The following is a 26,219-nucleotide window of genomic DNA, read 5'->3' on the forward strand; positions in this document are numbered from 1 at the left end:
GTAAATCTCCTTCTTTATAATCGACATCAAAACTTGCTTATATAAAATATTAAAATTATTCATTAGGTGTTCGATAGAAGAAAAAGAAAAAAAACGAATCCGTCTTATGCGTCAGATTGGCGCAATGTTCTTGAGCAGGAATAAGTCTAACATTGAAAAATTTATAATGGATAATTATTATTTAAATGGTGCCAAAAATTTTATCTCTTTTCCATGAAACCATTTTCATTTTGATTTTGTCCAAGTAATGAACTGAAGTTATAAAGTCTTTTGGGAAAATATTTAATTCTTTAGTGTTAGTTTAACAAACAGATCTAAAAATTAGCAGAGACGAGAGCGTATTTACATTTCTACTTTTTGAAACACTTTATTCATATTAAAAAGAGGTGTATTATGATCTTAAATCCAATTGATAAGAGCAATTATTTGAGAGGTCTTCTCATTTTAATAAAGAGAGACAGAACTATAAATGAAATTGAGAAGGAAAGAATTAAAGAGTTATCTAAAGTGCTCGGTTTCAACGGAAGATTTGTTGAGAACGCCGTTAATGAACTTTTAGATAATGAATATCTTACTGAGAATCCTCCGAAATTTACAAATCATATTTTAGCCGAAGCGTTTATAAAGGACGCATTAAAAATTGCATTTATTGATAATGTCTTAAATATTTATAAACTAAACTGGCTTTCTTCTTTCGCAATTGATAACGATTTATCAAAACAATGGCTCTTTATGGAATTGGAACAGTTTATTGATAATGCCGATCGGCATATTACAGATCGATTTGAAATACAGAATTATCTTAATTCGGAATTTGCCGCAGCTTAGTAGATAGAGGAATTTAATAAACGCATTTAATTTACTCCCGATTTCAAAACTGGAGTTCAATTCTGATAGTAAGTACAGATGCCATTAGTAGCATGAGAATGAATTATAAGTATTGATTTAATCATGCCTCAAATATTTTCTGCAGTACTCACAACTCCAGTATATTCACTCCTCAATCTCAACGGATTCAATCAAATCCTCGAAAATTTTTGTAAAAATTACTCTTGATTAGACTGGTATGTTTCACCGCAAGATTCATGCTTTCTGTTTGATGTAGAGAGAGATGTTGCTGAAATTAAATTAAGATTTTTGCTTCTCGCTCCGAAGTGGGGTTCCAAATAGAGGGATCTGTTTTACATTTCTGGTTTTTCATTTATCAATAAGAAATGATGTTTATACAGAGTGGAATTGATGAAAAACTATCATTCAGCGGCACATCTAAATCAAATCCGGTTCAATTAATTGCACGAATCCCCGATAATAGAATTAGAATTTATATGAAAAATTAAATTCAAGTCTTTTAAAGATTTGTTTTCGATAAATCATAAGTCACTAGAGGTGCAAAATGAATAAATATAAATCTTCTTCGATTTTTACCGTTAGTTCATTTCTTTTTCTTTTCGGCTGCTCATTATTAATTTTGAGTTGTGAGAGTGCGAGAGTTGAACCGGATCTTCCCACACCAAATCCACCGCCGGCTGCTCTACAGCCTCTTATTTTAAGTGGATATGTTAAAGATGCTTCTAGTGGAAGCACAATTGCTGCGGCAACTGTGAAAATCAAAAAAAACGACGGAACACTTTTATCAACTATCCTTTCCGACAATTCAGGAAAATATAGTTATGATGCTACTTCTAATATTGACCCATCGCTTGTTGTAGTGGCCGATAAAGAAGGGTATGGATATGATTCAAAAGTAGCAGATATAAATAAAGTCGCTAACTTTGCAATTGTCGCTGATATATTATTGTCTAAATTACAAGTGGCCTCAGCCCCAATAACTGCCGCAACCGGAGGTCAGGCTAGCACTCCTAATACACAATCAGTATCATCACAACCATTAACTGTTTCAGTTCCGCCAAGTGCGGTATCTTCACCGGTGACAATAACTGCTGCATCAATACCGGCAGGTCAAATTCCTATTCCAACTACGAGCGCTTCTGCTGCAGTTCAATCAGCAGGTCAATTTGGACCTTCCGGCACACAGTTCAGTCAGCCTGTAACAATAAGTTTTCCACTTCCTTCAACACAACCGGTTGGAAAAACATTTCCCCTTTTACAATTGAATGAACAAACCGGCACATATACAAATTCAGGATTTACAGCTACTGTAAATGCAGGAGGAACGACAGCTTCGGCTCAGGTAACGCATTTTACGATCTATGCTCTATCGGAAGACGCAGCGCTCAATTTGACAGACGGGACACCAACGACCGGCTTATCAGATTATTTGGAATTGGCTTCAGGTTCAGCCACAAAAACATTTACGGCAACGAACACATATTTATCAAGTGGAAGCGGAACGATAAGTGAGTCCTGGCTAAAGGATGTAGTAGCTTCGAAACTAAGTATTGATTTTTCGACAACCACAACGGTAATCGGCGGAAATATGCCGCAATTACCAAACACACCGGACTACCAGCAAAACGGAGTGCAGGCAAATCCGAATGTAGCCGGAAAAGGAAATTGGGTTTATAGATGGTTTGTTCTGAAACAAAGTACCAATACGACAGGCACAGCAAGCGGTACCGGTTGGACTAGAAACTTAACGATCGTAAAAGAGAAATGGATTAACGATTCATCGAAGACAGGCTGGTATTGGATATCGCATGATCAGGGCGGAGCAGTTTCCGGTCCCTTTTAATAAAAATAGAAATGATCAAAGTCGGGGTGGGGAGATTCGAACTCCCGACCTCTTCGTCCCGAACGAAGCGCGCTAACCGGGCTGCGCTACACCCCGAAAATTTAACGGGGCTAAGATAGAATTTTTAGCAGGCATATAAAAATCTATAATTGAATTGTTCCGTCAAAAATCTAATTTATTCTATTCTTCTATATAATTTTTCCGAAATAAAAATTCATCATGAAAATCTTGGTATAAACTCAAATTTAGTTGAGATTCGAGACTCACTTGAATGAAATAATTAAACACCTTCTATTCTTCATTGCCTTTTTGAAATAGTCATTATTTTTGGCATGCGTAATTTATATGTGATTCAAACAAAGTTTAACCAAACTAATCTTGCATACAGAACCTGTGAAAGCGAATTATTTGTATTAAACCGGTTCCAACAATTCTAGTTTTATTAAAATGAAATTCGTCCTTGAGCTAAGTAACATCTACATTTATATTTCAATATCTTAATGTATTAAAATACTATAATTGCTTTATGGCGTTGACAGAGTTCAAAGTTAAGTCCGGATATTTTGTTTTTTTTAATCAGTTTCTGGAAAGAGTAACTTATTTAGTGTTCTATATAATTCTTGCGCGCATAGTATCAAAAAACGAGTACGGCGCTCTTATCACTATCTTTGCATTCAGCAATATCATTCAAATATTATTTGATTTTGGCATCCCATTCTATTTACAAAGAGAAATTGCTTCCGGTAGAGATTACGTCGCAAAGTTGAATCCACTTCTTACCATAAAGTATCTTTCATTGCCGATGATCATATGTATCGAATTAATTTATCTTTCATTGATTCAAAATATGAATCCCGTTTGGGTTATGATAATCAGTTCAGCTAATTATCTACAAAGCCTGAATCAAATATACAATTCAATTTTCTACGGTAAAGAACGCTATAAGGAATCTCTCACAGTAAATTTAATTTCAAAAATATTTTATTTTTTACTTGTCTTGATATTGATTTTTCTGAATAGTGGAGTTGTTTTTTTTCTTTCTTGTTTGATAATAAGTAACATATACCTTTTATATAAGCAAAGGACAATTTTATTATCAAAAATTTCTTTACAATATAAGTTCGTTTTCAAATTGGAAGGCCTGCGTGAAATATTGCCATCTTCTCTAAAGATTGGTGCCGGGCTTATTTTTGTTACAATTTATGACCGGGTGGATATTCTTATTATACAAATGTTAATGAGTTATGAAAATGTCGCCGCGTATTCAGTAGCGTATTCTTTGTTCCGTTCGGTCCAGATATTTGGTACTGCAGTATTAATGCCCGCTTATACAAAGTATTCTGCTCTTTATAGTAAGAAGAACTTTCTAAATTTTTCGGATATTAAATTCGAATGTTATTCGTTAATTATGTTTAGTTTAGCTGTCATTTTTTTTTCCGGAGTTTTTGGAGAATTGATTATTAGATTAGTTTTTGGTGTTAATTATAGTTTTTCGGGAATGATTTTATTTATTCTAACTTTTGCTTTGCCCGGAGCATTCATGAATAATTTAACAGGTGTCATATCGAATTCTTCGCGAAAAGAAAAAATACCGCTAATTACTACAGGAGCTGGTGTATTGATTGGGATAACATGCAACTTTATTCTGATTCCTCTTATTGGAATATACGGAGCTGTAACTGCGACCATTATTACCGAATATTCCGTTTTTCTTTTTCAATTGATATTTCTCATTAAGAGTTCAAAAAATAAACCAAGAATTAATGGATACTAAAAAATTGAACAAGGTTTTTAAAAACATCCTATCCCTCAATGAATACATTCTTGTTCTATTGATTTCTTCATTCTATCTTTTTTTTTCTGTTTTATGTTCAAAAATAATGTTTCCGGGACACTACGAATTTCAATTCTTCTGGGATCATCATAAATACATGTATATGGCTGAACATCCCTTCCAATACCATTTAGCACCTTTTTGCTGGAGAATATTGAACCCATTCATAGCTTATATATTACCTTTCGGAACAACTATTAATTTTTTTATTCAAACTTTGATGACATTATTAGTTTCATCCATACTTGTATATCATTTACTGAGAATTCTACAATATGAAAAAAAATATGCTCTGACTGGACTGATCTTTTTTTTAGGTATGGGATGGATCATTAAATATAATGTTTACGATTTTTGGCTCACGGATTCACTGTTGAATGTTTTCGTTCTATTGGTACTTGTCTCATTAGTGCGAAAAAAGGAAATCGCATTTGCATTACTTTTAGCAGCTGGTATTCTTGTTAAAGAGACGATATTATTTGTTGCACCTCTCTATTACACATTCAATTCAGAAAGAATCATCCATCTAAAGTTGCTCTCAAAAAATATATTGCTGGTTTTACCGTCTTTATCACTTCTGCTTATAGTCAGGTTACTAATCCCAGGATTAAACGGTGATTTAACCTATATTGCTTCACTACCGCCCGGTTTACAAAATGTTACTTATAACTCAAGCAACTACGATTTCGTAAAACTTGTTTTATCATTCCACATACAATATTCTTTTTTCGAGATCATAGCTATTGTAATCTCAGCTTATGGATTTATACCGGTGTTATTTTCGGTTCTTGGTATAAAAAAAAATAAAAAAATAGTTTTAATGTATTTTCCTTTGATTATTTTCTCGCTACTCCAGCTGTTTTATGCAATTAATATACCTCGTTTGCTTACAATTGGTTTCTGGCCCGTTTTATTAATGGGAGTTAATGGAATAAAATATATCTCGACAAAATACAATATCTCGGTTTACTGGTTTATACTCACAGCTGTCACAATTCCCATAATGAATCTATCATCAAATAAAACTTTCATGATTCCCGATAGAATCCAAGTATATATTTTTATCTGTAGTGTTATGGTATTCACTTTCAAAAAACTTTATAAAAGAGTATTAAGTGAAAATAGTATTCCTCGGTAGATACAACGAATCCGAAAAACTAAACGGCCCGGAGAAATTTGCCAAACGTTTATTCGGAGAAATTGCTGCAAAAAATGCGGATAGTTTTTTTATTGGATATTTTTTTAAGGGAAGCCAAAGTTCTTTCATGAAAAGATTGATAGGGAAAAAAGAATTGAACACCGAGCAGCATATATTTCAACTTGGGATATTGAGAATTTTTTTATTTCTTATGAAAGAACAACCCGATATAATCCATATTGTTACTCATGAGAGATTTATTATCTCCCTTTTCATTTATAAATCATTTTTGAAAGGGAAAATTATAGTAACTCACCATTCGGTGGTGAAAGTAGAGCTAAATAATACTATTCTAAAATTAAAAAAGTACGGACGATTTAAGGATGTTCTCTTCGAAAGACTGTCATTTAAATATGCTGATAGACATGTATTTGTATCTGAACTATTACTAGAAAGTAGCATTAAACATTATTCTTTCGATAAAAAGAAAGTGGTTATTATTCCAAATGGTGTTGATGGAATATTCTCATTCGCAGGAAAGACGATTGATGTAGAAAAAAAACTCAGAATTTTATTTTATAATGGATTCAACAATGTTTTCTCACGGGGATTGAACTTTGTAATTGATACGTTGAATCAACTTAGCAGTTATTATCCTTTCGAACTTATTGTTCTAGGAGAGGACAATGCAAAAAATAAAATTAAACCGCTGTTTGGAATTACTTTTTTGGAACAACTGTCTACAAACGAACTTTTTATTCTTATGAAAGAAACAAGTATTTTCATCAAATCAACCGAATTCGATTCATTTTCTTTCATGGTGGTTGAGGCCATGGCATCCGGCATGATTGTAATAATTTCTTCCAATGTGGGCGCCAAAGATTATATCCAACATGGAATTAATGGATTTATTTATGATAAAGATTCTCCTGAAGCGTTATACAAAGTGCTTAAAAAATTATTCGCTAATTATTATGACTTAAATTCAATTTCAAAGCAAGCCACATTTGTCTATAATATATTAAACTGGGATGCAATTAGTAGTCGGTATTTGGAACTATATAACTCATGACTGATTTACAAGAAAAAATAAAAGTCTGCCATATTTGCGACCGAATAACAGGTAAAGCTGATGGAGTGTTCAGTCACCTTCTAATGTTGCTAAATAATATTGATAAAAATAAATATGAGCAAATAGTAATTTACCAAGGGGGAGAGGTTGTTGAACAAGAATTAAATAAAATGGGGATTAAAGTATTTGTTGTTTCTGGGTTAAGAAATAGATTATCTATTGATGCCTTAGTCAAAATATATAAAATACTTCGGTCTGAAAATGTTGATATAATTCATGCTCACCTAATAAAGCCTTACATACTTGCAGGATTGATAAATATCTTTCTTAAGAAAAAATTTATATTTAATTATCATGGCTTATTTATCAATTCAGTTTATCATAATAGGCTTGATAAATTGATCCTAAAAGTATTGCACCGCTTAATCTGTCTTTTTAGAGCGGTTGATATAGTTGTTGTCCCATCAAGAAAAAGCATGCAATTATTGGAGGATGAAACAAGATTATTTCCTAAGGTTGAAGTTTACTACAATGGTTATGATTGCCAAAAACAAGTTAGTCCCGATCCTGGAATCATTAAAGATCTAATAACTATGAAAGCCAAATTTTTTCTGATCGGGATAATTGCCAGACTTGAGGTACAAAAGAGAATAGATTTATCGTTATTAATGTTAAAAGAATTAGTCCAAAAAGGTAACTCAGTATTCTTCATTTATTTTGGTGACGGTCCGTTGGAAGAAGACATAAAACTTTATGCAAAAGCTTTAGATGTAGATAATAATTGTAAATTTTATGGATTTATTAAAAACGCAAAAAATTATTTTAAATATTTGGATACTATTCTGTTTACTTCGGACTGGGAGGGTTTACCGTTAACTTATTGGGAGGCAATGGCTAATTCTGTCCCGGTTATCTCCACAGATGTTGGAGGAGCTAGAGAAATATTAATTGATAATAATTGCGGAATAGTATATCCTAGAGGAGATATCGAAGGAGGAGTAAAAGCCATTGAATTAGTTATCAAAAATGAAACGTTTAGGAGAGAATTAGGTGAAAATGGAAAACTTGCAACTCAATCCAAATATAATCTTCATGCATTTAAAACATTTTTTGAAAATTTATATAATCAGTTAATGATTCAATAGAAATTGACTATGTATAAAATGAATGTGCTCCATATTTCTCCCGACTTCAATTACTCATGCGGTGTCAGTAAATATGTTTTTCTTTTATTGGAAGAATTAAGTAAAAAAGAGAGCCTTCGTTTATTCTTTATTACCAATAAAGGAGATTCACTTGAAAGACTTGACGGACTAAATGTGAAGGTTGATTTTCTAAATTTCGAAAGAGGAAACCGGAATCCATATAAATTTCTAGTCAATTATTTTTATCTTCTAAATTATTGCAAAGCTAACAAAATAGATCTTATTCATACACATCACCGTTATCCCGAACTAGTTTCATATCTGGTAGGTAAGCGTTTAGGAATTAAAACAATTACGACTGTCCACAGTTTAGTGAGCGGATGGAAATATCTAAGTTTTAGATCTGATAGAATCATTGCAGTTAGTAAAGCAGTAATGCACTTATTAATCGAGAAGTATAGAGTAAATAGTAGGAAGATTTCACAAATCTATAACTTTGTAAAACCGTTTAATTATCATAAAGCCAAAGAAGAAGATCGCTTAAAAGAGGAATTAGGAATAAAAGTAACAGACAGAGTTTTATTATTTGTTGGTAGAATTAGTTATACGAAAGGGTGTGATGTTCTGATATCCGCTTTTGAAAATTTATTAAATGAATTTCCATCCCTGAAGCTTATAATGATTGGCAGTTTTGAATCTGAAGAATTGATGCAATCAGTTCTAAGGAATAAAGCTATAATATACCTCGATCCGACGCCTGACATTGTGAATTATTATTCGATTTGCAATGTTGTTGTGATTCCTTCAATTATCGATTCTTTTCCATACGTAATGCTCGAAGCTGGTCTCACTGAAAAGCCTTTTATTGGAGGAAGAACTGGGGGGACAGCAGAGTTTATTGAGGATGGAATTGATGGTCTTTTAGTGAAAACCGGATGCATTGATGACTTGGTTATATCTATTAAACGAATACTCAACGATACAGATTTATCTGAAAAACTATCTCGAAATTTATCGTCAAAGGTCAATAATCTTACAAATGCAGAATCATATTCGGATAAGATAACAAAACTATATTCTGGCTTAATTCATGAAACCCATCGATAAATTACTTGTTTTGAATCGCATCAGAGTAGATGATGCTGATTTCAATCTGATATGTGATAGAATAAAGAGCGCTTTGGAGAATCGGAGCAGATTAGTAATTCTTTATGCTAATATTCAACTAATCAATCTGGCAAAGAAAAATATAAATATTTCTCAAATTTTAAATTCTGCCGAAATTGTTTTCCCAGATGGGATTGGTATTTGGTTAGCATCTAGATTATTCGGGAGGAAAAAAAATACTAAATTTAATTGGACAGATTATGCTTGGAGTTTTTTATCTATTGTTGAACAAAATAATTGGAAAATATTTTTTTTAGGTTCAACCGATGAAATTCTTGCACGAGGTAAAGCTAACATCTACAAAAAGTATCCTAATATAAACTTGGTCGGTTCATTAAATGGTTTTAATGATCTAGAAAATTCAGAATTATTGCAATCAATAAATAACGTAAATCCTGATATTTTATGGGTTGGTTTAGGTTCTTTAAAACAAGAATATTGGATAAGTGAGAATAAGGACAAACTTAATGTCAGAATAATTCAGGCTGTTGGAGATTTATTTGCTCTTTTTACAAATCAAAAAATTCGAGGTCCAAAATTATTTCAAAAACTTGGATTGGAGTGGGTTTTCAGACTGATCAATGAACCGAAAAGACTGTGGCGAAGATATTTACTTGGCATACCAAAATTTTTCATGTTAGTAATCCGTGAATTAATAAAAAAGAGGAGTGAGAAAAATAATTCTTAACAGATTATATGAAATAATTATGATCAAAAAGCGAGAAGACAAATTAACTTTTTATGGATTGTTCGCTATATCGATCCTTGTTTTGTTCTTGCTTACTTATATAACTCTTATCAAAGAAAGAATCATTGAGTATATTTCATTTAATAATGATCCACTCGATGTTATATATTACAATAACATTTTTACTAATATGCATTTCAGTATATCAATTACAATCGTACTTATCACGGTTATAATTATTTTCAAGAAAGAAGTAATTAATTCACTAAATCAAATATCCGATGAATACTTAGCATGGTTTTTTATTCTGATCAGTGTTATACTGCAAATTATTATTGCATTGTATGTAAAAACTGAACCGATAGCGGATAGTAAATTTTATCTAGATCATGCGAATCGGTTATTTACTACCGGTTACTATCTAAATGAGTATAATCATCCTACTGCTTTTTGGCCTATAGGGTTACCGGCTCTTATCTCATTGTTCCAGCATATCAATTCAGATCCAATTTTGTTAGTCAGATTTTCCAATATCATTGTGAGCTCAATTTATATTTATACAGTTGATTCATTTTTTAGGCAATCTTTATCTAAGAAACAAAGAATTATATTTTTGCTTTTATTCGTTCTTTATCCCAATCACCTTTTTAGCGTAAATGTTATTCTAACTGATTTTCCATTTGCGGCATTATTATGGATCATTCTTAATCTAATCTCGAAAAAGAAATTAAAAATATTTCACTTTATTCTAATTGGAATATTGACTGCCTCAATGACATATCTCAGACCTCTTGGATTAGTTATGCCTTTTGTAATTTTTATCCTTCTATTCAATAATAACAAGCTGCGGTATGCAGTTAAAATGACTTCTGTAATTGTTCTGACATTATTTATCCTTTTATCTCCATGGATCTATAGAAACTATCTGGTTTTTGGAACACCGGTTATTGTCGCAACAAATGGTGGGTTCAATTTTTTAATGGGGAATCATAAAAATTCTAACGGCGGTGTAAATTTTGATTTTAATTACAGTGTTGAGAATTCAAATGAACCGCAAGAAGAATTAAAAGCATATCAAACGAGTTTTCATGATGTTATAGAGAATCCATTACAATCAATTTTGCGGTTACCTAAAAAAATATTCTATTCTTATTGGCGAGGAGATAGTTCAATTACATGGTCGCTAAAGAAAACCAGCAATACTATTTCCCCAATTTTCACTAGCTCCATATTCTTTATGACAAATTTTATTTTTTATGCTATTATATCACTTAGTATCGCTGGTTTTTATCATAAAGGATTTGGAGACTTAATCTTTATTAAAAAACGAATTATTATTTACAGCTTTCTTGTTTTTATATCATTAATCATTTTTTACGTAGGGGGTGAAAGATATATAATACCTATTATGCCGATTCATATTTATTACTTTGCTAAATATTTTGATAAATAAATTTGAAAAATGAAATTCCTTACTTTAACAAAGGTTTTTTCTCTTTTATTCATTCTCTCGGTTATAGTCCAACTTCTTGGTTCAATAGTTTTAGTCAATTCATTCCCAAATGAGAAGAGAATCTATGACCCTCGTTTTCAACAATTAGCGTATAATCTTAATACAGATCATTCCTTCGAAATAAAGTGGGGAACCGACAAAAACCCTGATCGCATAATGATCAATCCTTTTCAAATACAAAGAGGAATATATCAAAACTGGTTTCCAATTGGATATGCCCTTGTTATATATTCTGCAATGTTGATTGATAGCAATTATTCCAAAATTTTAATGATTCTTCAACTTTTATTATACTCATTTATTCCGCCGCTCATTTTTTTGTTGAGTAATAGTTTTTATTTTCAAAACAATTATTCTAGAGCAGCTTTCCCGTCTCTATTGTTTCTATTAAATCCATATTATTCAATTGCTTCAATCTGGATAACCGATACATGGATGATTACACTAATTACTCTTTTATGTTTTTATTTGTTGTTATGCACAATTAAAAAACGTTTGAAAATAAATATTGCCTTCGGTCTAGCTGTTGTTATGCTTTTTCTTTTACGTCCGATTGGAATATTCCCATTAGTTGTTGTGTATATTATTTATGCTTGGAAAGAGTATAGAATATTCAAAATACATTTACCCTTGATAATAGTATTATTCGGAATTCTAACTTGGGGTTATCGAAATTATTTATTATTCCATCAATTTGATTTTACAAATTCCAGCGTTGGTTATAATTTGTGGCTTGGAAATAATTTCTATACAAATAATTTTTTAAAAAACCATCTGGGCGATTGTTCAACGATCGAAGATAAAATTATTCCCTATTTTGACACGAAGTGGTCATTTCTCAAAAACTATTCAGAATATCAAAAAGATGAATTCTTTAAACAACAGGCTTGGAATTTCATTAAATCACATCCGCTTGAGACATTAGAAAATTCCTTTTGGAAAATGATCGGATTTTGGTCTCCATTGAGAGTTCGAACTGATCACTGGAGTGAATCCACGGTAAAAACCATAGTGATGATGATTTACTTTACCCCTTTACTTTTTCTTTCATTTCTTTCAGTCCTGAAATTCTTTTGGAAAAAGGAATATAAAATTAAAAGGGAAAAAGGAATATTAATCCTTTTCATGTTTTTATGGATGATACCTCATTTAGCTTTTTTTAGTACTTCCAGATTTCGCGCGCCAATTGATTTTGGATTAATAATTTTATCATTTGATTTGATAATACCATATTTTACTAAAAATAGATTTCCTATTATATCAGATAAATAAAAGAACGGTTTATGAGTATTTTAAGAAGGTTCTTTCTTATTTTTTCCATACTCTCGTTATCGTTGAATTTTTCTGTCGCACAGTACACGATTAAATCCGTAAAAAATACTCCTACCGGTTTAGATATTTCGATAAGTTTTGTTGAATCTAAGAATGAAATCAAATTAACAGATGCTAAAAGGATTATAGATTACTTCGAATCTACCGATCCCTCAAAACCAGGTTATCCAAAACTTCCCTCCAGTGTTGTTTACATAGCTATACCTCCAAATAGTAAATTGAACGCAGAAATAATTAACTCCGATATTGATATTATTGCCGATGTTATACCGGAATCAAATCCTGAAGTTATAAAATCATCAGATTCAACTTATATATATAAAAGCACCCGACTTTTAGAAAAGCTCTTTCTAACAGAATACTATCCCGCGGAAGAATTGGAGATACTTGGCTATACATGGGTCAATAATCGTTATTGTGCTGTTCTAAAAATTAATACTCATAGATTCGGTTGGAAGAATAGAGAAATCAGAGTTTTAAAATCATTAGAGATAAAAACTTATTTTGACCAAAAAGTAATGTCAAAAGTAAACACCACTTCACCATCAGGTTCTAACGAAATATTGTCGAAGTTGGTAGTTAATTATAATATGGTCTCTGAAGCCCGTCCTTCTGCAGTTGCCCCTGTGAAGAATAGCTCCAATGACTGGATCGATTATTCAACTGAATATTTAAAGTTTGCTATTCCTAAGGACGGAATATATAGAATCACTTATGATGATTTTACCAATTATGGTGTTAATCCTTCTGCCATAAATCCTAAAACATTCAAACTTTTCTTGAAAGGGAATCAAATCCCAATTTATGTAAATGGGGAAGATGATCTTACATTTGATAAAGGGGATTATATTGAATTCTGGGGGGAGAAGAATTATGGCGATAAAGATTATAGGATGATAGTTAGCAAAGGAAACGATTATAAAAATTTTATGAACAGATACTCTGATACTGCAGTCGTGTGGATAAATTGGGGCAAAGAAGAGGGACTAAGGATTTCGAAAAGCTCCTTGAATACTTCGGCAGTACTCGATACAATTAAAAGTTCATTAGTAAAACTACATTTGGAGAGTGATCAAAGATTGTGGTTTTATGATCCTGTTGATCCGCGGGTTCAACTTCCGAACTGGCAAGAAAATAAAGTCTGGACCTGGTTGGTGCTTGGAAGTTCAGGGAGCCAATCGATTAATTTTTCCGCAAAAAATATTTTGCCAAATTCTATCGTGAAAAGTTATACCCGCTTAATAAGTAATGCATCTGATATTCAAATTAAAGCTCATAAAAACGGTGTGTCGATTAACTCGACAGTTTTTCAAGACACTCTTAGTTATGATTACCGGTCAACTGTAAATATTGAAAGCAAGTATTCTTCTTCTGTTCTGAAAGAAGGAAATAATATATTCCGAGTATTTGGCCTTCCAACCAAAGCATCATTTCAGCAATCCTTGCTCGATTGGATCGATATCGACTACTTCCAAAGTAATATCGCGGTAAATGACAGTATTCAGATTACGATCCCGGACCCAGTAAAAACAAATATACGTGCTATTAAAATCAGTAACGTTAAGCTTACTCAATCGAATATTGTCCTATATAAAATAAAGTCAAATTTTAAAATGTTCGAGAATTACAATTACAACCTTTCGAAAGGAGAAATTGTTTTTATCGATACGGTCCAAGCGGGAGATAAATATTTCTTAGGAAGGAAAAGCAACTATGAAATTCCAAAATTTATAGAAAATAAATTATTTAAAAATATCTCATCTAAACAGAACAGTGCTCAATATGTGGTTATTACGCATAGATCATTAATTCAATCTGCCCAGGAATATCAAAAATTTATTAGTTCGTCATATAACATAAAAACGGGTTTATTTCTTATGGATGATATTTATGATGAATTCTCTTATGGTACTAAAAGCGCCGAGTCAATCAAAGAATTTTTAATGAACGCAAACTACAATTGGACAGATATCAAACCTTTATATCTATTGTTAATTGGGGATGCAAATTACGATTATAAAGATGTTTATACTCCAGCACCTGCAATAAGAAAGAAAGATTTAGTTCCTTCATTCGGCAATCCGGTGAGTGATGTATGGTACACCATCTGGGATAATTCGAATCTTGCGGTTCCACAAATGAGCGTTGGTAGAATACCTGCAAGTAATAATGACCAAGTGCTATTTTATCTTAATAAACATAAAAGTTATCTGAATAAACCTTATGATGAATGGAATAAAGACTATCTGCTTTTTAGCGGAGGAGATGCACAAAATCCATCTGAGTTAGCACAAATTAAAGCAGTAAATGATGCAGTTCTAAATAATATTATAACTGTAAAACCTGTTGGCGGAAATGGGACACATTTTTATAAAACACTTTCTCCACCAACTAATCTTGGACCATATAGCAGTGATGTTATAAGCAGCAAAATTGCAAATGGAGGTATTATTGTTTCATATGTTGGTCATAGCGGAACGCAGACATGGGATAATGGAATAACAAAGGTCGAAGATATCAAGAACAGTTATCAGGATAGATTCCCGCTGATTTCTGATTTTGGCTGTTCAACTGGAAAATTCGCTGAACCTGATGTAGATGCTTTTGGTGAGCTCTTTATATCTATCGACAATTCAGGACAGGCAATTAATTATCTGGGAAATTCAAGTTTCGGATATTTATCTACCTCAACAAAATTTCCAATTTTATTTTATGAGGAATTATTAAAAAACCAGACTCAGTCAGTAGGACAAATTCATAATATCGCAAAGTTAAAGTTAATTGAACAAACAGGGATATCGGATGTGAATAATGTTTTTATATATTGCAATTTATTGTTTGGTGATCCAATTATTAAAATAAAAATTCCTCCCAAACCAAATTTCTTTATAGATAAAAACTCAATTGAGATTTTAAATAAAGATATTACCGATGGATTAGATTCCATTTCTATAAAAATTAAAGTAAATAATTATGGCTTGGTGACCGATGAAGCATTAAAAATTAGAATAACTGATACATTTAACTCGGTAATAGTATTTGATATAAATAAAAATATTAATTCTCCATTATTCCAAGATTCTTTAACACTAAAAATACCAGTTAAAAAAAAACCGGGTTTACACAATCTGGAAGTTCAAATAGATCCTGATAATCTATTTGATGAAATAACTAAGACAGATAATTATGCTGAATTGGAATTCAATGTTTATTCCAGTTCAATAAAGTTTATAGTGAGCGATAAGTTTTATTTAACAAAACAAAACGGTATTACCGTTTTAAATCCTACAACTGCATTAGATATTAAAAATCCAATTATCCAAGTTTCCTATTCGGAAGATCCAGGTTTTGCTTCATCGCGCACCCTTGAGAAATCTGTGGATACGTTAGTTACTAAATTTACATTTGTTAATCTGATACCCGATAAGAGATATTATTGGAGATCTAGAATCAATGGTAATAGCTTGGGCGACTGGTCGGATACATATTCCTTCTTGAATACCAATATACCATACAAATGGTATTATCAACCTTCATTTCTCAATGATGATGTAATATTCAAATCTATAATTTACGATTCGACTATGGGTGTATTAAAGCTTGAAAATAAAAGTAAAAATCTTAAACTAATTTCTGCTGGTTCGAACGAAGGCAAATTTGCCTCCTTAAAGATCAACTCGGAAGAGACTTTACCAAATTCATTTTTTTGGGGAATTGCCACCGCACTAATTGATACAGTTAGTCTAACTCCTCATTCGTTCCGGTATTTCCTTTATCCTTCCGCAACGTCAGGAACATTATTAAAACAATACATCGATTCATTGACAGTTGGTACTGTACTTGCGTTAACTATATGCGATGATGGCGCACAATCTGTTCTTGGTTTTAGTACCGGTACACCGGTCAGAAAAGCAATTGAAACTCTTGGAAGCCAGTATATAAATAATGTTGGTTATCGTGAATCATGGTGTATGATTGGAATTAAAGGCGCGCCGAAGGGAAGTGTAGCGGAAGACTATAAAAAGATTTATGAAGGACAGGCAATTATCGAATTGAACAAAATGGTACATGCTGATTCCGGTACAGTTATTTTACCTGTTATTTCAAATTCGGTGAGATGGAAAGATTTTACAATTTCAAGATCAATCCCAAATGGGAGTCAACTTTTGCTTTACCCAATTGGAGAAAAAAATGACGGCAAAACAGATACGTTGCAAGTAATGGATTTGAAGGATAGTACAAAGAGTCTGAGCGGAATTAATGCGTCGATTTATCCCAAACTCAAGTTTATGGTAAAAATGTTTGCCAATAGTAAAAAAGAATCGCCTGAAATAAACACAGTTGGAGTCAATTATAATGGATCTTCGGAATTAGCTTTGAACTATCAGGTCGTTACTGTCGCCAAGGATTCTCTAGACCAAGGCGAGAATATCAATCTCTCATTTTATGTTTATAATGTTGGTGAATCGAAAGCAGAAAATTTCAAAGTGAATGTGGAATTAATTAAAAAAGACAACTCGCATGAAAAAATATTTCAAACAATTGTAGATTCTCTTGGATCACAACAAAATAAATTTTTCAACGTTCTATATAATACGTCAGATATTAACGGCCCGGTTCAACTTAATATAAATATTGATCCGGAAAACAAAATCCTTGAGCTTTATAAGGATAACAATTTGTATCCTGTATCTATATATATAAAACCAAACACAATGCCGGCTTCATTGAAATTAACTTTTGATGGCAACGATATTATCAACGGTGATTTTGTTTCTGCAAATCCAAATATAAGAATTGAGCTAAGCGATCAATCGCTTGTGCCTATTAGAGACACAACGGCAGTTCAAATATATCTCAATAATAAGCAGATTTATTTCAATAATAATTCGAATCTCAGTTATTCGTTTTCGACTTCTAACCCTAAATTTACTGTGGACTATAAACCTATCCTCGAAAGCGGATTTTATTTTATGAAAATCATAGGAAGAAATGCAACCGGGGCGTTGATCGATTCTGCCGGTGTAACAAGAAAGTTTGAAGTCCAGAAAGATTTGCAGCTGCTTGATGTTTATAATTATCCTAATCCATTTAAGGACGAAACGTTTTTCACATTTAAGCTGACTCAATTACCTGATGAATTGAAAATAAAAATATTTACTATTGCCGGAAGAATGATAAAAGAGATTAACTTAACTTCTGCAGAATTAAAATATGATTTCAATAAAATATATTGGGATGGAAGAGATACGGATGGAGAACTAATAGCAAACGGTGTTTATTTGTATAAAATTATTTCAAAGAAAGGAAATGAATCAGCTCAAACTATTCAAAAGTTAGCCATTGTTCGTTAATAAAATTGCTTTTCATCATTTCTAATTTTTAAATATGTTTGAATGAATCATTCAAAAAAATAATTGCATATTGGTTTTCTAAGAAACTTCACGGAGAATAATTTGAAAAAAGTTGTAACATTTGGAGAAATAATGCTTCGGCTTTCAACACCAGGTTTTACACGTTTTGTTCAATCTCAAAATTTTGATGCTAATTACGGCGGCGGAGAAGCAAACGTTGCAGTTTCTCTTTCTAATTACGGATTGGATTCTTACTATGTTACAAAACTTCCAAATCACGAAATAGGGCAAGCGGCAGTAAACCATCTAAGAAGATTTGGTGTGAAAGACGATTTTATTGTAAGAGGCGGTGACAGAGTAGGAATTTATTTCTTAGAAAGCGGCGCAAGTCAGCGCGCCTCCAAAGTGATTTATGATCGGGCCGACTCATCTATTACGCATATGAAAAAAGAAGAAGTTGACTGGAAAAAAGTATTTGAAAACGCTGACTGGTTTCATTGGACTGGAATAACTCCCGCGCTTGGGAAATCTTCGCAAGATTGCCTTATAGCTGCCTGCACAGCGGCGAAGAAAGCCGGCGTTACAATAAGTTGTGATCTAAACTTTAGAGCAAAGATGTGGACAAAGCAGGAAGCACAATCCGTAATGAAACCGCTCATGGAATATGTTGATGTTTGTATTGCCAATGAGGAAGATGCTGAAAAGAGTTTAGGACTTACCGCTCATGACACAAGCATTGAAGCAGGGAAGTTGAGCGAGGAAGGATATTTTAATGTCGCGGGTAAACTAAAAGAGATCTACAATTTCAAATCTGTGGCGATAACTTTACGAGAAAGTTTTTCTGCTTCTAAAAATGGCTGGAGCGCACTTCTACTAGATGATAAAGATTGCAAGACTCCTTACCGTTCTTCACGTTATGAAATCGAAATAGTAGATCGTGTTGGAGGAGGGGATTCATTCGCGAGCGGATTGATCTTTGGTTTGCTAACAAAAAATAACACGAAAGATGCTCTTGAGTTTGCTGTAGCGGCTTCCTGCCTAAAGCATTCTATTCCCGGTGATTTTAATTTAGTATCGGTCGAAGAAGTAGAAAAATTACTTCAGAACGGCGGCTCGGGAAGAGTAGAAAGATAAATAATATTGCAAGTAAGAAGTTGATAATATAAAAGCTCGAGATCGGTAGATTGATTTCGAGCTTTTAGTTTTACTAAAAAGCAAAATAACTTTTATAAGAAAATCGGTTTAATGTGTCTTTCAAAAAGATTTTCAGTCACACATCTATTTATTGATGTTCTTGCTTCATCCATTGCATCGTAATAAATGATTCCTTTCTCCGCTGCAATTCTGAATGAGATATGAAGAAGCTGACGTAAATTTACGTTTAATGTTTTACTCAATGGTTCGTGTCTTAATGCTGCAATTAGTTTTTCCTGGTCCCAGGTATTTACTTCAGCCGGTGTTGGCAGTTTGTACTTTTGAATTTCAACCGAATGCAGATACGGCTGCAATAGTTCGTCGTATCTTTGATAGCCTTCAGTATAAATATCTTTTACGAGCGATAAACCTCTATCTCCGGATAAGGCAAGCCCGATCAATTCTTCCAGCCAGGTCGTTCCGGCGGTCTTTACATGAATTCCGGTATTATGTTTTTTAATGATCTTTTTTATTATTGGATAAATGGAAAATTTATCACTGCCGGAATGAACGCTTAATTTTAAATTTTGAGGTAGATCAAAAATCTTTTTACTCTGTTCAATAATTAAAATTATCTCTTTGAATTCATTTTCAAATTCGGTCAGATCTCCAATGTAGTCGATTCCTTTAAGAAACTTTCCCACAAATTTTGGCGCAATTGTCTGAATTGGTATTTTTTCCTGCGCTACAGCTGCAAGTATAAAGAAGAGATCAATCGGGGATTGCGCCTGATCGACCTCATCGAATGAAACTTCGACGACAAAATCTCCATCTGATTTCTTTGAAAGAATATGTCTATAAATTTTTCCTGCCTCTTTGATCGCCGCAAGATATTTCTCTGCAACCATTAACAAAAGAGAACCGTCTACATCATACATTTTTTCCAAACCGTCAATTTTAACTTTACCTTTAAATGAAGAGACTATTTTCAGAAAGGAATTGATCTCTTCATCACTCGCTCTTTTATTAATAAACTCTCCCACATCAAGAGTAAAGAAATTAGAATAATCGAGAAAATGATCGACAGACTTGAGAGTAATATGATCGGCGTCTAAGTAAAATGATTTATTCCATTTAAATTCTTTGACCGCCGATTGAATTATCTTCTGAGTATTTGAAGGGTTGCTTCCTATGATTGAATGTTCTCGGTACGATTTATTCCATACGGGAACAAGGTCAATTCCATTTTGGTTAGCAAGTTGAATCGCCTCTAGCTGGGGTATGCATTCCTTGCCAAACCTGTCACCGATTCCAATTGAATATTTTTCTAATTTCACAGTTTCTCCAGTTATTAACAATCTTCCACCTAATTCAAGATTAAATTCATATTTATACTAAAAACTGATTGACAAAATTACTTTCTTTATTTAAGTTCGTTCATGAATTTTACTTTAACGATAACTTTAAGGATGAAAATAATTCAAATGCAACAAATTCACAAATTATTTTTAATACGGAGAGCCAGATATTGATATTATTAGCTTCATTCAAAAACTAAAATCGATACGCTTTTTTATGATTGGATGAATCTTAAATTTGAATATTGGATATTTTTTGTCTGATGGAAGATCATTCTGAAAATAAATAAATGGAGTAATTTTAATGGAATCAAATTCTTTTACGGATTTAAAAGAGAAAGTATGTGTAATTACGGGTGGCTGCGGTGTCTTTGGAAGTGTGTTTTCTATGGCAATGGTTAATGCCGGGGCAACAGTTGTTATTCTGGATTATAAAAAAGGTAGATGTGAACAATGCGCACTTGGAATTGCAAAAGAAGCGGGTGCAAAAGTTCTTTGCGCTGTTGGTAATGTTTTAGATAAACAGAGTTTGAAAGATGCTAAGAAAGAGATTAACGATAAGTTTGGAAAAATTGACATCCTAATCAATGGGGCTGGAGGAAATGCACCGACTGCAACCGCAAAAGAAGAATTTATTACTAACGATAATATTGCTGACCTATCCAGATCCTTCTTCGGTTTAGACCTTGATGGCTTTAGAAGTGTCTTTGATTTGAATTTTCTCGGAACGGTTCTCCCTACAATGGTTTTTTCTGAAGATATGCTTCAGCGCGGCGGTTCGGTTATAAATATTTCTTCTATGAATTCTTTCAGGCCGCTTACAAAAATCCCGGCTTATTCAGCTGCCAAAGCTTCTGTAAATAATTTCACTCAGTGGTTAGCCGTTCATTTTGCAAAAGTTAATGTAAGAGTAAATGCAATTGCACCGGGATTCTTTCTTACTAATCAAAATCGGTTTTTGATGACAGATGAAAAGACTGGTGAACTAACCGCACGTGCTCATAAAATTTTGGCCGGTACTCCAATGGGAAGATTTGGTGAACCCGAAGAACTTATTGGTACTCTGCTTTATTTAGCTTCGGATGTATCAAAATTTGTTACTGGAATTGTAATTCCAGTTGATGGCGGATTCAGCGCTTATTCAGGTGTTTAAGAATTAATCAAAAATAAATTTAGTATTCTAAAGATAAGGATTATGAATAATGAATAATGGTCTCAATATTAAATCAAATTGTGCACTCGATTTTGTTTCACTCGGCGCTTTAGTAAATCGACTAGATCCCGGTATTATCCCATTCAGAAAAGCAATGGAATGTAAAATTCATGTTAGCGGCGGAGAATTTAATGTAGCCGCAAATCTTGCAGATTGTTTCCGTATGAATAGTGCAATTGTCTCGGCAATTGTAAATTATCCAATCGGCGATCTTATTTCTGAACGTGTAAGAGCAATGGGTGTAAAACCTTATTTCAAAAATTTTAAACATAACGGCGTAAACGGTCCGAACATGGCAACAGTTTATAGTGATCAAGGTTTGGGATTACGCCCGCCGGTTGTGTTCTATAATAGAGCTAATGAAGCCGCTGCTCTGTTGAAACCTGGAGATATTAATTGGAAAGAGATATTTGCAAACGGCGTAAAATGGTTTCATAGCGGTGGAATTTTTGCTTCGCTCTCTGAGACTACGGGTGAATTGATAATTGAAGCAATGAAAGCTGCAAAAGAAGCCGGTGCCGTAACAAGTTTCGATCTAAACTTCAGAGCAAAATTGTGGAATATATGGGGTGGTGAAAAGAAAGCCGCCGAAGTGATCGATCGTATAGTTAAACATGTAGATGTATTGGTAGGTAACGAAGAAGATTTGCAAAAAGGTTTGGGAATAGCCGGGCCTGAAGTTGCAGCTAAATCGAAACTCGATCCCAGTACATTCTTCGGAATGATCGATAAAGTTGTTGCAAAATATCCGCAGGTAAAAATTGTAGCTACAACTCTCCGTGAAGTCCATTCGACTAATCATCATAGCTGGAGCGCTGTTGCATGGATCAACGGAAAAACTTATTCCGCTCCGACTTGTGAACTTGCTGTGTTTGATCGTGTTGGCGGCGGTGACGGTTTTGCAGCAGGATTCATATACGGTTTGCTTGAAAATGAAAGCCCTGAGACTGCAGTTAAACTTGGCTGGGCGCACGGAGCATTGCTAACTACATTTCCAGGTGATACAACAATGGCAACGGTTGAAGATGTTCGCGCATTCGCCGAAGGCGGGTCAGCACGTATTCAAAGGTAAAATTAAATCACAATAAAATTTTAGAATGGAAATATTAAATGTTATTATTTGACAGAGGCAGTGAAACTGATGTACTGGATGAGAATGTGCTGCGAGAAGCAATCTTTTCAACATTAGCAAAACTGGGACAGAAGAAAAAAGTACTTGCAATACCGCCTGATTTTACACGGTACCATTCTCAAGCCGGAATCTTGACAACTTATATTTATCAATATTATAAAGAAGCTCTTTCCGATATTCTTCCCGCACTCGGTACTCACACAGCAATGACAGAAAAACAAATTGAGAAAATGTATAAAGGTGTGCCTCACAATTTATTCAGAGTGCATGATTGGAAAAATGATTTATCTACTCTCGGAGAAGTTCCTGCCGAATTCATAAATAAAGTCTCAGAAGAAAAACTGAATTACAGTTGGCCCGCGCAGGTTAATAAATTACTTGTGGAAGGAAAACACGATTTGATTTTATCGGTTGGTCAAGTTGTCCCTCATGAAGTAGTTGGAATGGCAAATTATAATAAAAATATTTTTGTCGGAACGGGCGGTCAAGAAGGCATTAATAAAAGTCATTTTCTCGGTGCAGTATATGGAATGGAAAGAATGATGGGACGCGCAGATACTCCCGTTCGAAAAGTCTTGAACTACGCTTCCGAGAATTTCGCCAATCATTTACCAATTATTTATGTGTTGACGGTTGTTGGAAAAGACGATTCCGGAAAATTGGTTGTGCGCGGTCTTTTCATCGGAAATAATAATGAAACATTTGAAAAAGCGGCTGCACTCTCACTTAAAGTTAATTTCGAACTGCTTGATGAACCTCTGAAAAAAGTGGTTGTTTATCTGGATTCATCTGAATACAAAAGTACGTGGCTCGGTAATAAAAGTATTTATAGAACAAGAATGGCAATTGCCGATGGCGGAGAGCTAATTGTATTGGCTCCGGGTCTAAAAGAATTTGGTGAAGATAAAACGATTGATTTGCTGATTCGCAAATACGGATATGTAACTACACCTGAAGTTCTAAAATTTGTAGAAGAGAATGATGATCTAAAAAATAATTTGAGCGCTGCCGCTCATTTAATTCACGGTTCTTCCGAGAACAGATTCAAAATTACATATTGTCCAGGGAATCTAAATCGTGAGGAAATCGAAAGCGTGAATTTTAATTATGCCGATCTGAATGAAATGTTGAAAAAATACAATCCCGCAATTTTAAAAGATGGAATTAATATTCTTCCGGACGGTGAAGAGATATTTTATATCTCTAACCCGGCATTAGGATTGTGGGCATTCAAAGAAAAATTTAATAATTAAAGAAAATAGGAGTAGTAGATAATGAGTAAAGCAGATATTGGTCTGGTTGGTCTCGCGGTTATGGGCGAGAATCTTGTTTTGAATATGGAAAGTCATGGATTTACAGTCGCGGTCTACAATCGAACAGTTGAAAAAGTAAATGCATTTGTTAACGGACGCGGTAAAGGAAAAAAAATTATTGGTACAAGTTCAATAGAAGATTTAGTCGCGAACTTAAGTTCACCAAGAAAGATTATGTTAATGGTAAAAGCCGGAAAACCGGTTGATGATTTCATTGAATTATTAATTCCTCATCTTGATAAAGGTGATATAATTATTGATGGCGGTAATTCTCACTTTCCCGATTCAATTAGAAGAACCAAATACTTGGAAGATAAAGGTTTTCTTTTTATCGGAACCGGTGTTTCTGGCGGCGAAGAAGGCGCACTCAAAGGTCCATCCATTATGCCCGGTGGTTCTCCAAAAGCTTGGCCGTTTGTAAAACCGATTTTTCAATCAATTGCTGCAAAAGTAGAAGATGGTACTCCATGTTGCGATTGGGTCGGTGAAAACGGTGCAGGTCATTTTGTGAAAATGGTTCATAATGGTATTGAATATGGCGATATGCAGCTCATCTGCGAAGCTTATCAAATTATGAAAGACTTGCTTGGAATGACTTACGATGAAATGTATCAAGTATTCAAAGAATGGAATGAAGGAGAACTTAACAGTTATCTTATTGAAATTACGCGAGATATTCTTGCATATAAAGATGAAGACGGTAATCCTTTGGTTGAAAAAATCCTTGATACCGCAGGTCAAAAGGGAACAGGCAAATGGACTGTACTGGCATCGTTAGATTACGGCGCACCGCTAACATTAATTGGTGAAGCAGTCTATGGAAGAACTTTATCATCACAAAAAGATGATAGAGTTGAAGCTTCAAAAATCTTATCTGGTCCGAAGCCGAAGTTTGAAGGTGATAAAAAACAATTTGTTAATGATTTGATGCAGGCACTCTATGCCTCGAAACTTGTTTCCTATGCTCAGGGCTATGTTTTAATGAAATATGCTGCTCAAGAATTTGGCTGGAAATTAAATAATGGTGGAATTGCTCTGATGTGGAGAGGTGGTTGTATCATCCGTTCCATTTTTCTTGGCAAGATCAAAGATGCATTCGATGGAAATGCCGATCTAACAAATCTTCTGCTTGATCCTTTCTTCAAAGAGAAAATTGAATCATCTCAAAATAGCTGGAGAAAAGTTGTTTCAGCCGCTGCATTAAACGGAATATGGATTCCGGCATTATCAACAGCATTAAATTATTTTGACGGATTTAGAAATGGCAGATTGCCTGCTAATTTATTGCAGGCTCAACGGGATTACTTTGGTGCACATACTTATGAAAGAACAGATAAACCGCGCGGAGAATTCTTTCATACTAACTGGACCGGACGTGGCGGTGCTACAGCTTCATCAACTTATTCCGTTTAAAAATTTGAGATTCAGATATGGACAAAATATTAGAAGAGATTGGTAGTTACAGAATTGTTCCGGTAATTGTGATCGACGATTCGGATAATGCAGTTCCGTTAGCCAATGCATTAATGGAAGGGGGGCTTCCGGTGGCTGAAGTGACATTTAGAACTAAAGCAGCAAAGGAATCTATAAGACTGATTGCGAATTCATTCCCGGAAATATTAATCGGCGCCGGCACCGTTCTCTCAATTGATCAAGTAAAGAGCGCCATGGGTTCTGGAGCGAGATATATTGTCTCTCCCGGATTAAACCCGAAAGTTGTCGAGTATTGTGTTGAAAATAAAATACCGATAGTACCGGGTATCGCAACTCCTTCCGAAATAGAAAGAGCTCTGGAATTTAATTTAGAGGTTGTAAAATTTTTTCCGGCAGAAGCGCTTGGGGGTTTGAATTACCTTAAAGCTATCTCTGCTCCATACGGCAATCTTAAATTTATTCCAACCGGAGGGATTGATGGAAAAAATCTTCTCAGCTATATACAATTTTCAAAGGTATTGGCGTGCGGCGGAAGCTGGATGGTAAAGAGCGATTTAATCTCCGGTAAAAAATTCGATGAAATAAAAACGATCTCTTCTTCTGCATTAAGTATTACAAAATTTCATAATAATTGAGTAGCGAGTTAACTGAAAGGAATCTAATTCTAAAAAAAAATTTTCCATTTTAAAAAGGATCTCAT

At 33.7% G+C, this 26,219-nt stretch carries 19 protein-coding genes and 1 tRNA gene; 17 read left to right on the plus strand and 3 right to left on the minus strand.

Annotated elements, in window-relative coordinates; translation table 11 throughout:
* The first annotated feature begins 393 nt into the window (after nucleotides 1-393).
* Entirely contained in the window at nucleotides 394-828 is a 435-nt protein-coding gene (locus tag NTX65_00135; protein ID MCX6167721.1) for a hypothetical protein, read from the plus strand.
* Between the two features lie 565 nt (nucleotides 829-1,393).
* The gene (locus NTX65_00140) at nucleotides 1,394-2,692 is read left to right on the plus strand and encodes a hypothetical protein (GenBank protein MCX6167722.1); all 1,299 of its coding nucleotides are present in this window, start codon (nucleotides 1,394-1,396) and stop codon (nucleotides 2,690-2,692) included.
* A 21-nt stretch (nucleotides 2,693-2,713) separates the two neighbouring features.
* On the opposite strand, the gene NTX65_00145 is transcribed toward NTX65_00140, so the two are convergent.
* Nucleotides 2,714-2,788 (minus strand) — tRNA-Pro (locus NTX65_00145).
* 430 nt (nucleotides 2,789-3,218) lie between these two features.
* On the opposite strand from NTX65_00145, the gene NTX65_00150 reads away from it, so the two are divergent.
* Entirely contained in the window at nucleotides 3,219-4,466 is a 1,248-nt protein-coding gene (locus NTX65_00150) for an oligosaccharide flippase family protein (GenBank protein ID MCX6167723.1), read from the plus strand.
* Between the two features lie 35 nt (nucleotides 4,467-4,501).
* On the opposite strand, the gene NTX65_00155 is transcribed toward NTX65_00150, so the two are convergent.
* Nucleotides 4,502-4,690, minus strand: coding sequence for a hypothetical protein (locus NTX65_00155; protein MCX6167724.1), 189 nt, complete (start codon nucleotides 4,688-4,690; stop codon nucleotides 4,502-4,504).
* On the opposite strand from NTX65_00155, the gene NTX65_00160 reads away from it, so the two are divergent.
* From NTX65_00160 to NTX65_00200, 9 genes are all read left to right on the plus strand, one after another.
* Nucleotides 4,681-5,664: a hypothetical protein gene (locus tag NTX65_00160; GenBank protein ID MCX6167725.1), complete on the plus strand. Its 984-nt coding sequence runs from the start codon at nucleotides 4,681-4,683 to the stop codon at nucleotides 5,662-5,664. The two genes, NTX65_00155 and NTX65_00160, sit on opposite strands and share 10 nt — an antisense overlap.
* Nucleotides 5,642-6,736 (plus strand): glycosyltransferase family 4 protein, encoded by a 1,095-nt coding sequence (locus NTX65_00165; protein MCX6167726.1) that lies wholly within the window; start codon nucleotides 5,642-5,644, stop codon nucleotides 6,734-6,736. The genes NTX65_00160 and NTX65_00165 overlap by 23 nt, the downstream gene beginning before the upstream one ends.
* Entirely contained in the window at nucleotides 6,733-7,881 is a 1,149-nt protein-coding gene (locus NTX65_00170) for a glycosyltransferase (GenBank protein MCX6167727.1), read from the plus strand. The genes NTX65_00165 and NTX65_00170 overlap by 4 nt, the downstream gene beginning before the upstream one ends.
* 9 nt (nucleotides 7,882-7,890) lie before the next feature.
* Nucleotides 7,891-8,988, plus strand: a complete 1,098-nt coding sequence (locus NTX65_00175; protein MCX6167728.1) for a glycosyltransferase family 4 protein — start codon at nucleotides 7,891-7,893, stop codon at nucleotides 8,986-8,988.
* Nucleotides 8,972-9,736, plus strand: coding sequence for a WecB/TagA/CpsF family glycosyltransferase (locus NTX65_00180; protein MCX6167729.1), 765 nt, complete (start codon nucleotides 8,972-8,974; stop codon nucleotides 9,734-9,736). Before NTX65_00175 ends, NTX65_00180 begins: the two co-directional genes overlap by 17 nt.
* A 19-nt stretch (nucleotides 9,737-9,755) precedes the next feature.
* Nucleotides 9,756-11,189, plus strand: a complete 1,434-nt coding sequence (locus NTX65_00185) for a hypothetical protein (protein ID MCX6167730.1) — start codon at nucleotides 9,756-9,758, stop codon at nucleotides 11,187-11,189.
* Nucleotides 11,190-11,198: 9 nt separating this feature from the next.
* Entirely contained in the window at nucleotides 11,199-12,521 is a 1,323-nt protein-coding gene (locus tag NTX65_00190; GenBank protein ID MCX6167731.1) for a hypothetical protein, read from the plus strand.
* An 11-nt stretch (nucleotides 12,522-12,532) separates the two neighbouring features.
* On the plus strand, nucleotides 12,533-17,935 hold the full coding sequence (locus NTX65_00195; protein ID MCX6167732.1) for a C25 family cysteine peptidase: 5,403 nt from the start codon (nucleotides 12,533-12,535) through the stop codon (nucleotides 17,933-17,935).
* Nucleotides 17,936-18,037: 102 nt separating this feature from the next.
* Nucleotides 18,038-19,069, plus strand: a complete 1,032-nt coding sequence (locus NTX65_00200) for a sugar kinase (GenBank protein ID MCX6167733.1) — start codon at nucleotides 18,038-18,040, stop codon at nucleotides 19,067-19,069.
* Nucleotides 19,070-19,161: 92 nt separating this feature from the next.
* Here NTX65_00200 and NTX65_00205 read toward each other — a convergent pair whose 3' ends face one another.
* Nucleotides 19,162-20,406, minus strand: a complete 1,245-nt coding sequence (locus tag NTX65_00205; protein ID MCX6167734.1) for a tagaturonate epimerase family protein — start codon at nucleotides 20,404-20,406, stop codon at nucleotides 19,162-19,164.
* Between the two features lie 325 nt (nucleotides 20,407-20,731).
* On the opposite strand from NTX65_00205, the gene NTX65_00210 reads away from it, so the two are divergent.
* From NTX65_00210 to eda, 5 genes are read left to right on the plus strand one after another with little or no spacing between them, the layout of a single operon-like run.
* Nucleotides 20,732-21,580, plus strand: a complete 849-nt coding sequence (locus NTX65_00210; GenBank protein MCX6167735.1) for an SDR family oxidoreductase — start codon at nucleotides 20,732-20,734, stop codon at nucleotides 21,578-21,580.
* Between the two features lie 49 nt (nucleotides 21,581-21,629).
* On the plus strand, nucleotides 21,630-22,712 hold the full coding sequence (locus tag NTX65_00215) for a sugar kinase (protein ID MCX6167736.1): 1,083 nt from the start codon (nucleotides 21,630-21,632) through the stop codon (nucleotides 22,710-22,712).
* Nucleotides 22,713-22,750: 38 nt separating this feature from the next.
* A complete protein-coding gene (locus NTX65_00220; protein MCX6167737.1) occupies nucleotides 22,751-24,025 on the plus strand; it encodes a lactate racemase domain-containing protein in 1,275 nt (424 codons plus the stop codon).
* 21 nt (nucleotides 24,026-24,046) lie between these two features.
* On the plus strand, nucleotides 24,047-25,498 hold the full coding sequence (gene gnd / locus NTX65_00225) for a decarboxylating NADP(+)-dependent phosphogluconate dehydrogenase (GenBank protein ID MCX6167738.1): 1,452 nt from the start codon (nucleotides 24,047-24,049) through the stop codon (nucleotides 25,496-25,498).
* A gap of 17 nt (nucleotides 25,499-25,515) precedes the next feature.
* On the plus strand, nucleotides 25,516-26,154 hold the full coding sequence (eda, locus tag NTX65_00230) for a bifunctional 4-hydroxy-2-oxoglutarate aldolase/2-dehydro-3-deoxy-phosphogluconate aldolase (GenBank protein MCX6167739.1): 639 nt from the start codon (nucleotides 25,516-25,518) through the stop codon (nucleotides 26,152-26,154).
* Nucleotides 26,155-26,219 lie beyond the last annotated feature (65 nt).

The sequence above is a fragment of the Ignavibacteriales bacterium genome (genome assembly GCA_026390795.1).
GTDB lineage: Bacteria > Bacteroidota > Ignavibacteria > Ignavibacteriales > Melioribacteraceae > Fen-1258.

Coding starts and splice junctions, on each gene's coding strand:
- NTX65_00135 (MCX6167721.1), top strand. CDS start 394: ATGATCTTAAATCCAATTGATAAGAGCAATTATTTGAGAGGTCTTCTC.
- NTX65_00140 (MCX6167722.1), top strand. CDS start 1,394: ATGAATAAATATAAATCTTCTTCGATTTTTACCGTTAGTTCATTTCTT.
- NTX65_00150 (MCX6167723.1), top strand. CDS start 3,219: ATGGCGTTGACAGAGTTCAAAGTTAAGTCCGGATATTTTGTTTTTTTT.
- NTX65_00155 (MCX6167724.1), bottom strand. CDS start 4,690: ATGGGTTCAATATTCTCCAGCAAAAAGGTGCTAAATGGTATTGGAAGG.
- NTX65_00170 (MCX6167727.1), top strand. CDS start 6,733: ATGACTGATTTACAAGAAAAAATAAAAGTCTGCCATATTTGCGACCGA.
- NTX65_00175 (MCX6167728.1), top strand. CDS start 7,891: ATGTATAAAATGAATGTGCTCCATATTTCTCCCGACTTCAATTACTCA.
- NTX65_00180 (MCX6167729.1), top strand. CDS start 8,972: ATGAAACCCATCGATAAATTACTTGTTTTGAATCGCATCAGAGTAGAT.
- NTX65_00185 (MCX6167730.1), top strand. CDS start 9,756: ATGATCAAAAAGCGAGAAGACAAATTAACTTTTTATGGATTGTTCGCT.
- NTX65_00190 (MCX6167731.1), top strand. CDS start 11,199: ATGAAATTCCTTACTTTAACAAAGGTTTTTTCTCTTTTATTCATTCTC.
- NTX65_00195 (MCX6167732.1), top strand. CDS start 12,533: ATGAGTATTTTAAGAAGGTTCTTTCTTATTTTTTCCATACTCTCGTTA.
- NTX65_00210 (MCX6167735.1), top strand. CDS start 20,732: ATGGAATCAAATTCTTTTACGGATTTAAAAGAGAAAGTATGTGTAATT.
- NTX65_00215 (MCX6167736.1), top strand. CDS start 21,630: ATGAATAATGGTCTCAATATTAAATCAAATTGTGCACTCGATTTTGTT.
- NTX65_00220 (MCX6167737.1), top strand. CDS start 22,751: ATGTTATTATTTGACAGAGGCAGTGAAACTGATGTACTGGATGAGAAT.
- gnd (MCX6167738.1), top strand. CDS start 24,047: ATGAGTAAAGCAGATATTGGTCTGGTTGGTCTCGCGGTTATGGGCGAG.
- eda (MCX6167739.1), top strand. CDS start 25,516: ATGGACAAAATATTAGAAGAGATTGGTAGTTACAGAATTGTTCCGGTA.